The sequence below is a fragment of the Nevskia soli genome (assembly GCF_903970205.1).
Classification (GTDB): domain Bacteria; phylum Acidobacteriota; class Terriglobia; order Bryobacterales; family Bryobacteraceae; genus Bog-113.
This window is the reverse complement of record NZ_CAJCHS010000009.1, coordinates 19,857-27,501: the sequence shown is the minus strand read 5'-3', so window position 1 is coordinate 27,501 and position 7,645 is coordinate 19,857. Positions and strand designations below refer to the sequence as shown.

At 59.1% G+C, this 7,645-nt stretch carries 6 protein-coding genes and 1 pseudogene; all 7 read right to left on the bottom strand.

Features of this window, described 5'->3' with window-relative positions:
- Positions 1-228, bottom strand: a pseudogene (locus H1Y01_RS00555) (phosphate ABC transporter permease PstA); the annotation flags it as partial.
- Positions 229-1,203 carry a phosphate ABC transporter permease subunit PstC gene (pstC, locus tag H1Y01_RS00550; RefSeq protein WP_180538146.1) on the bottom strand — a complete coding sequence of 325 codons (975 nt, stop codon included), beginning with the start codon at positions 1,201-1,203 and terminating at the stop codon, positions 229-231.
- 15 nt (positions 1,204-1,218) lie between these two features.
- Entirely contained in the window at positions 1,219-2,232 is a 1,014-nt protein-coding gene (gene pstS, locus H1Y01_RS00545) for a phosphate ABC transporter substrate-binding protein PstS (RefSeq protein WP_180538145.1), read from the bottom strand.
- A 131-nt stretch (positions 2,233-2,363) separates the two neighbouring features.
- Complete coding sequence (locus tag H1Y01_RS00540; RefSeq protein WP_180538144.1) at positions 2,364-4,010, bottom strand: hypothetical protein; 1,647 nt, start codon at positions 4,008-4,010, stop codon at positions 2,364-2,366.
- Between the two features lie 191 nt (positions 4,011-4,201).
- A complete protein-coding gene (lysC, locus tag H1Y01_RS00535) occupies positions 4,202-5,572 on the bottom strand; it encodes a lysine-sensitive aspartokinase 3 (protein WP_180538143.1) in 1,371 nt (456 codons plus the stop codon).
- Positions 5,569-6,624 (bottom strand): aspartate-semialdehyde dehydrogenase, encoded by a 1,056-nt coding sequence (gene asd / locus H1Y01_RS00530; protein ID WP_180538142.1) that lies wholly within the window; start codon positions 6,622-6,624, stop codon positions 5,569-5,571. The genes lysC and asd overlap by 4 nt, the downstream gene beginning before the upstream one ends.
- Complete coding sequence (locus H1Y01_RS00525; protein WP_180538141.1) at positions 6,621-7,640, bottom strand: M20/M25/M40 family metallo-hydrolase; 1,020 nt, start codon at positions 7,638-7,640, stop codon at positions 6,621-6,623. The genes asd and H1Y01_RS00525 overlap by 4 nt, the downstream gene beginning before the upstream one ends.
- Positions 7,641-7,645 lie beyond the last annotated feature (5 nt).

Below are 7,645 nucleotides of genomic sequence, written 5' to 3'. Positions count from 1 at the left end.
AGCGATGGCGATCAGCTCAAAGCTGCCGACGATGGCATTGCCCATACCGCCGCCGCTTTCGCCGGGACCGGCGGGCAGCTTCGTGAAGAAGTTCCAGTCGAGCGCGCGCCCCCCGTTCCAAACCAGATACGCCAGGATGAGGAAAAGCGTGCTCACGGTCAGGACGGTGCAGAGCCCGGTCAGCGCAAGCATCACTTTATTAACGGCTCGCCGCCAGGTGAGCCGCATTTAGCTCGAACCTTTCCGCGTGGTCGCCACAATCAGCAACCGCGCCGCGCCGTTAATGACGATGGTAAGCAGGAACAGGACCAGCCCGAGATAGATCAGACTCGACCGGAAAATATCGCTGCTGGCTTCCGCGAATTCGTTGGCAATCGCCGCCGCGATGGTATATCCCGAGGCGAACAATGAGGCGCTGATGCGCGGCGAATTTCCGATCACCATCGTCACTGCCATGGTCTCGCCTAGCGCGCGTGCCAGGCCGAGGAAGATCGAGCCCATGATTCCCAGCCGGGCGAAAGGCACGACCACGTCCCACGTCGATTCCCAATGAGTTGCCCCTAATGCCAGCGCAGCTTCACGCTGATCGCGAGGCACATCCAGCAGCGATTCGCGAGAGACCGAGATGATAAACGGAAAGGTCATGATGGCAAGCACCAGCCCGGCCGCCAGATAACTGAACCCGTAGATCTGACCGCTGAAGAGCGGCAGAAAGCCGAGGGTCCCCTTCAGCGCCGGCTCGACATAATCGCGCAACAGCGGAACAACGGTGAAGATCGCCAGCAGCCCGTAGATCACGCTCGGGACCGCGGCCAGTAACTCGACCAGAAACGTAAGCGCGTTGGAGAGTCGCGGCGGCGCGAGTTCCGCCAGAAAGATCGCAGCCCCCACGCCGAGCGGAATGGAAATCAGGAGCGCCAGTACCGACGTAAGCAGCGTTCCGTAGATAAACGGCAGCGCCCCATAAACGTCGTTGTTGTGGTCCCAGGCTTGCGAGGTAAAGAAGCCGATACCGAACTTATGACGGGCCATCGCCGACTGATTCCACAACACCCAAAAGATGGCGACGGCGAGCAGAAGAACCAGCGCGGCAAATGTGATCGATATGAGGTAAGCGATTTGATCGCCGCCCTTGAGCCTTGACCAAAGCGTCGGCTTCGCAGCGGCTGCGGGAGTCGGCGAGACGGCTACAGAGGTCGGCATGATGGCAAAGGCGCGCTACTTGATCTGCGCGATCTGTTGCTCCTCACGCGGGATCAAAGATTGCGGCAGGCGGGAGTAGTTGAGTTTCTCCGCCGTGCCCTGGCCGGTGGTCAGCATCCAGTGCAGGAACTCGACGATCGCCGTCTTCTTGGCCGTGTCGGGGATTGTGCTTGGAATCAGCAGGTAAGTGAAAGTGGAGATCGGGTAAGCCGCCGCACCGGGAGCGTCGGTGATCGATACACGGAAATCCGCCGGGATTTTCGAAACCATGGCGTCCGCGGCGGCGGTGACTCCAGCCAGGCTGCCCTTCACGAATTTTCCCGAAGCGTTCTTTACGGTTCCGAACGCCATCTTGTTCTGCAACGCGTAGATCAGTTCGACATAACCGATAGAATTGGGCGTCTGGCTCACCGACCCGGCCACGCCTTCATTGCCCTTCGCGGCCAGCCCGCCCGGCCAGTTGGGAGACTGATTCGCGCCGATCTTGCTCTTCCATTCAGGACTGGTTTTCGATAAGAAATCGGTGAAGACAAAGCTGGTGCCGCTTCCGTCGGAGCGATGCACGGTGACGATGTCCGCATTCGGCAGGTTGACGCCGGGGTTGATGGACTTGATGGCGTTGTCATTCCACTTCTTTATGTTGCCCGAGAAGATCCCGGCCAGCACTTCACCCGTAAACTGAAGATCCTTCGATACGCCGGAGATGTTGTACGTCGGCACAACCGCCCCGAGGACGGTGGGGAAATGCAGCGGTTTGTACTTCATCTTGGCGATTTCCGCATCCGTCATGGGACGGTCGGAGGCGCCGAAATCGACCGTGCCGGCAGTCAGCGCACTGATGCCGCCGCCCGATCCGATCGATTGGTAATTGATCTGAACGCCTTTCTGCTGCTGGAACTCATGGAACCATTGGGAATAAATCGGATACGGGAAGGTCGCGCCGGCAGCATTGATCCGCACCTGGGCTGACGCTACATTCAGCCCCCCAGCTACAACCACAACGAGTGCAACGGCTTTCGTGATTCGCATTCAGTCTTTCTCCAGACTCACACGCTAAAGTTACAGTTCTGTTACTAAACGAAAAACTCTGATGCTCGGCGCCCGGAATCTACGTGATGCCTGGGCGCCGTTTGGTTTTGGCTAGCGTTCCACCGGGACGATCAGGGAAGAGTGTAGCGGAGATCCAGGTAACCCATGCTCAGGTTGGCGCTGGTCGGCTGTCCCGCCGTCGTCACGTTCCAGGGATTCCGGGTGAGATACGAGTATTGGAACGCCAGCATCAGCGCGCCGTACTCGGGGCTCTTCCAGAAATTGTTCTGCAGGCCGAAGGTGGCTTCCTGAATCGCACGGTTGGCGCTCGTGCTATTCAAAACGCCATATCCGATGACAGTCTTGTTGTCGGCATCAATGGCCAGGTCACGCGGAACATATACGCCGCCATAGTAGGCGTAAAACATCGTTTTCCGGTTCGCCTGCCATTCAAAACCGGCCGTGGTGGACGCGGAATGAACGAGCGAAGGAGAGCCGTCGGCGCGTACGATCGCATCCGGCGCAAGGCCCGTTCCGACGTAGCGGCCGCCGCCATCACTAATATAGTTGCTTGAAAGGATGCGGAATCCAGCGCCGAGTTCAAAGTTGAAGTTCAGCTCACCGCCGCCGCCAATCTTGGTGAAATGCTGGAGAGCCCCGTCGCCGGTGGTCAGCGAGTTGTAGGTATGCACGCCAGTCAGCAATCCGGATACCTCGAGGTGAGCTTTGTGACCCGGGGAACCTCCGTCCAAAGCGATCTTGGAGATGATGTCGGGGAACAGGTTGGGGATGGCAACACCGCCCGCGTTGTTATCCAGTTCCGCGGGTGCGATGGTCGCCAGCGCTTTCGGATAGGTGACCGCGGTCCCGATATACTGCTCGGGATTTTCCAAAGCCACGGCCCAGTGGAAGTTCTCATTGGGGTTCCATGTGAAACGAACGCCCGACTGCCGCGCCCATGTGAGACCCAACTGGTAATTCGTGTCCACATCTTGCGTGTAGTAAACATCCGAGGGCAACACGCCGATTCCCGTCCGGTTCGGTGTCATCAATGACCAGGTTTGTCCCGCGGTCAGCTCAAACGCATCCTTCTTGACATCGACGAAATACAAGCGCATGCGAAGCGTGTCCGAGTTGCTGGTGACGAACGGGTTCGCCGGCGCCGCGCCGAGGAAGTCCGACTCGACATAGCCTAAGACGCTGTAGTCATGCCAAACCGAGTCGACTCGCAGTCCGATCCGCGAGTTCTGCATGCTGAAGTGCGTTTCCGATAATCCGCCGGCCGTCGTATTGGAGTACGGAAGCCCGCCGAAGCTGGTACCGAGACCGCTGCCGAGGTCGGTGGAACGGGTGACCGAGATGAAGTCAACAAATCCCAATGGCGTGAACGTTGCGCCGCCAATCTGGAATCCGAGCGGAGATGCGCTCTTGACTTCCGGCTGTCCCATCTGACCTGCCAGGCCCGTACCGGGCTTCGGCGAAACCACGGCGGGCATGGGAAGGATCGGCGTTGTGCTGGCCACCTGGCCCAGAGACGCAGCCGGCACCACTCGTTGCGCCTGGGCTGCTTCCGCTTCCTTGCTCGCTTTGTCCAGTGCGTCCTGCTGCTTCTGAATCGCGGCCCGGAGCAACTCCAACTGCTTCTGCTGCTCGGCCAACTGCGCTTTCAACGTGGCGATGTCTTGTGATGTGCTGTTGGCGTCGGCCGCGCTTGCGGGCGCCGGCTCTTGCGCACTCAGTGAAAGGGAAACGAGAAGCCCGGAAAGCAGGACTCGCATCAATCCACTCCCTTGATTTGCAATCATTCAAACTCCTTTTATATTTAGTAGCCCCTGTGGACTCAAACGTTTACGCGGGCTTCCATACGAGCACCAGGAAGGCGAGCGGGTAGCAACCGCGCACACAGAGTCGGTGACCGTCAGGGTACCCGTCCAAGTGTTATGAATTGATGAATAATCGGTTAAAGGTATTACTCAAAAACCGAAGCGTCGAGATCGCGGAAGAACTCGTGATGCAGGGCTGCAACGGTCCGCCGCACATCCGCATCGTCAATGACAAAGCTGAGGTTCAGCAGCGATGCGCCTTGTGAGATCATCCGCGCGTTGACGGATCCCAGTGCTCCGAAGATCCGCGCGGCTACGCCCGGAGTGTAACGAATGTTATCCCCCACCAGGCAGATGATGGTCTGCCCCGGTTCGAGTTGGACGTCGGAGAAGCGCTCGAGCTCGGCGCGAATCAGGTCGAGCCGTTCGGCGTTATCTATCGTTAGCGAGACGCTAACCTCGCTGGTGGAAACCATATCGACCGCGGTTTCATGCCGTTCGAAAATCTCGAAGATCCGGCGCAGGAAACCATGCGCCATTAACATACTGTTCGAGTGGATATTCACCACGGTGATGCGGCGCTTGCACGCGATCGACTTCACGGCGTTCGCGCACGGAACGCGCTCGGAAACGATTCGGGTGCCTTCGACGTCGGGCCGGCGCGAATTGAGGATGAGCACCGGGATGTTCTTTTCGACCGCGGGCACCACGGTTGCGGGATGCAGCACCTTCGCGCCGAAGTAAGCGAGTTCCGCCGCTTCGGCGAACGAGATGGTCTTCACGCGATGACCGCCCGGGAAAATCGTCGGGTCCGCGGTGAGCATGCCGTCGACGTCTGTCCAGATCTGAATCTCCTCGGCTCCGATACCGGCGCCTACAATGGCGGCTGTGAAGTCGGAGCCGCCGCGGCCCAAGGTACTCGTCACTCCCTCTTCAGTGGCGCCGATAAATCCACCCATAACTACGACTTGATCGTTGGCCAGCGGCGCAATCACGTTGTTGAGACGCCGGTACGTTTCCTCGAAGTGGGGCGAAGCGTGGGTGTGGCGGCGGTCGGTTACAATTACTCTCCGCGAGTCGATATGTTTGGCGGGAAGCCCGAAGTGGCGGAAGGCGAGAGTGACGATGTAACTCGACAGCCGTTCCCCGTAGCTCGAGATCGCATCGGTCACGCGGGGAGTCAACTCGCCGACAACCGCCAGCCCTTTCACCAGCTCCGTAAGTTCCTGAAAGATGTCGTCGAGCGTGCGGTCAAGTTCGGCCCGGTCCGCTAGTGGAACCACGAGCCGGGCTTCGCGGGAGTGAAAGGCTCGCAGGTCGTGAATCAGCCGCAGGAACTCTTCACGCTTCCCGGAGATGGCGGTACGCGCGATCTCCAGCAGCTTATTGGTCGTTTTGCCCATGGCGGACACAACCACAACCGGATGCCGTTCGAGCCGGCTTCGGACAATTCCCGCGACGCGTTCAATGGCCCCCGCCGATTCGACGGAAGTACCGCCGAACTTCATCACGATCATCCGTCGAGCAGCCCTTCGACGAACATAAGTTCCGCATTTAGGACAGCAGCTCCCGCAGCACCGCGAATCGTATTATGGGCGAGCGCGACAAACTTCCAATGAAGTACCGGGCATGGACGCAATCTTCCGACGGAACAGGCCATGCCGCGTTCGCGTTCGGCATCGCGGCGCGGCTGCGGACGATCTTGTTCCGGGAGATAGTGCACCGGGGCTGCCGGCGCGCTCGGTAAGTTTCTCTTTTGCGGTTCACCGCGAAACGATTGCAAAGCTTCGATAACTTCGGCCTGTGACGGGTTACTTTCGAATTCGACCGATACGGCGACGGTGTGCCCATCGATGACGGCTACGCGATTACAATGGGCGCTCACGAGCGCGTCTAGCGGTTCGATCCGCTCCGATGTGGCCGTTCCCAGTATCTTCTGCGTTTCCTCTTGCATCTTCTCTTCTTCCTTGCCGATGTAGGGAACGATGTTACCGAGGATGTCCATGGAGGGCACGCCTGGGTAGCCCGCGCCGGAAACGGCTTGCATGGTAGTCGCGATAACTCGCCTTATCCCGAATGGCTTGAGCGGACCGAGCGCCATAGTTAGCGTGACTGTCGAGCAGTTCGGGTTGGTGACGATTGCTCCCTGCCAACCGCGCAGCTGTTTTTGCCATGGCAGAATGCGCAGGTGGCAGGCGTTTACTTCCGGCACCAGCAAGGGGACATCCGGTTCCATGCGGTGATTACTGGAGTTAGACACAACGATGTGTCCAGCCGCGGCGAATGCCCGCTCGATTTCGGTCGCCACGGAAGCGTCCATGGCGGAGAAGAGAAGCTTCGGGACGGAATTACCGGCGACTGACTCAGTTACTTGCATCGACCGGATGCGGTCCGGGGCATCGCCCGAAAGATTCCACTTAGCGGCGTCGCTATAACGCTTCCCGGCGGATCTTCCGCTCGCGCCTAGCCATGTTATCTCAAACCAGGGGTGACCTTCCAGAAACCGGATGAACTGCTGGCCCACCATTCCAGTAGCGCCGAGAATACCCACTTCCATTTTGTTCGTCATTTTTTCAGTTCCCGCACCATTCGCACATACAGGGAAACAGCCTCGTTCAATTCGCGCTTGGGCACATACTCGTCCAGCGTATGAGCTACATGAATACTCCCCGGTCCGAGGAGAAACGGCTTGCCCCAGGCGCCGGCGAAGGCCGGTATATCCGTGGCATAGGCTACAACTATGGTCTCAAAGCCGGGTAGTTCGCCAAAACGCGCGGCGGGTATCTCCAGCACGAACTTAGCTTCGGCCAGACCCTTCACCGCTTCGTGGACGGCTTGACGGGTAGCGGTGGAATCCCCGACGAGCCGAATGAAGATCTCGGCCCGAGCCTCGTCGGGAATAACGTTGGGAGCCCTGCCGCCCGAGATCGTTCCAATGTTCAAAGTACTCCGGCCGAGCACGTCATCCACGGGCAATTCAATCGCACGGAGGCGCCCAAGAGCGTCCAATAGCTTGTCAATTGCCGATTCCCCGAGTTCCGGGTACGCGGAGTGGGCCATGCGGCCGCGGGCTTCGATCTCAAAGCGCAGACCGCCCTTGCCGCCAACGGCCAGACAGTTGGAAGTAGGTTCACCATTGATAATGAACTGCGATCCGCGCGGATGCTCCGCGGCATACAACGCTCCGGCGCTGTTACGCTCTTCGCCTACTACAAAGAGAAGGCCAAAATCTCTTTCCCCGGAAACCAGCAGTTCCTGCGAAGCGCAAAGCATGGCGGCGATGATTCCCTTGGTATCGCACGCGCCCCGGCCGCGGATGACGTGCTCATCTTCGGATGACTCGAAGAATGGCGGCACGGTATCCATGTGCGTCGATAGCACCGCAACCGGCGCTCCGAAACGGCAGAATACGTTGTAGCGCTCCGGTTCGACTTCCAGCTTTTCCACAACTCCGTCGAAACGCGCCGCTAAGTCGGACAGCACCTGGAATAGGAACTCGCCGACGCGTCCTTCGTTGGGCGTGATCGATTCGATGTCGATCAGTTCGCGGGTAAGCGGAAACACTTCCAAGGGCAGGCGCGTCATTGATT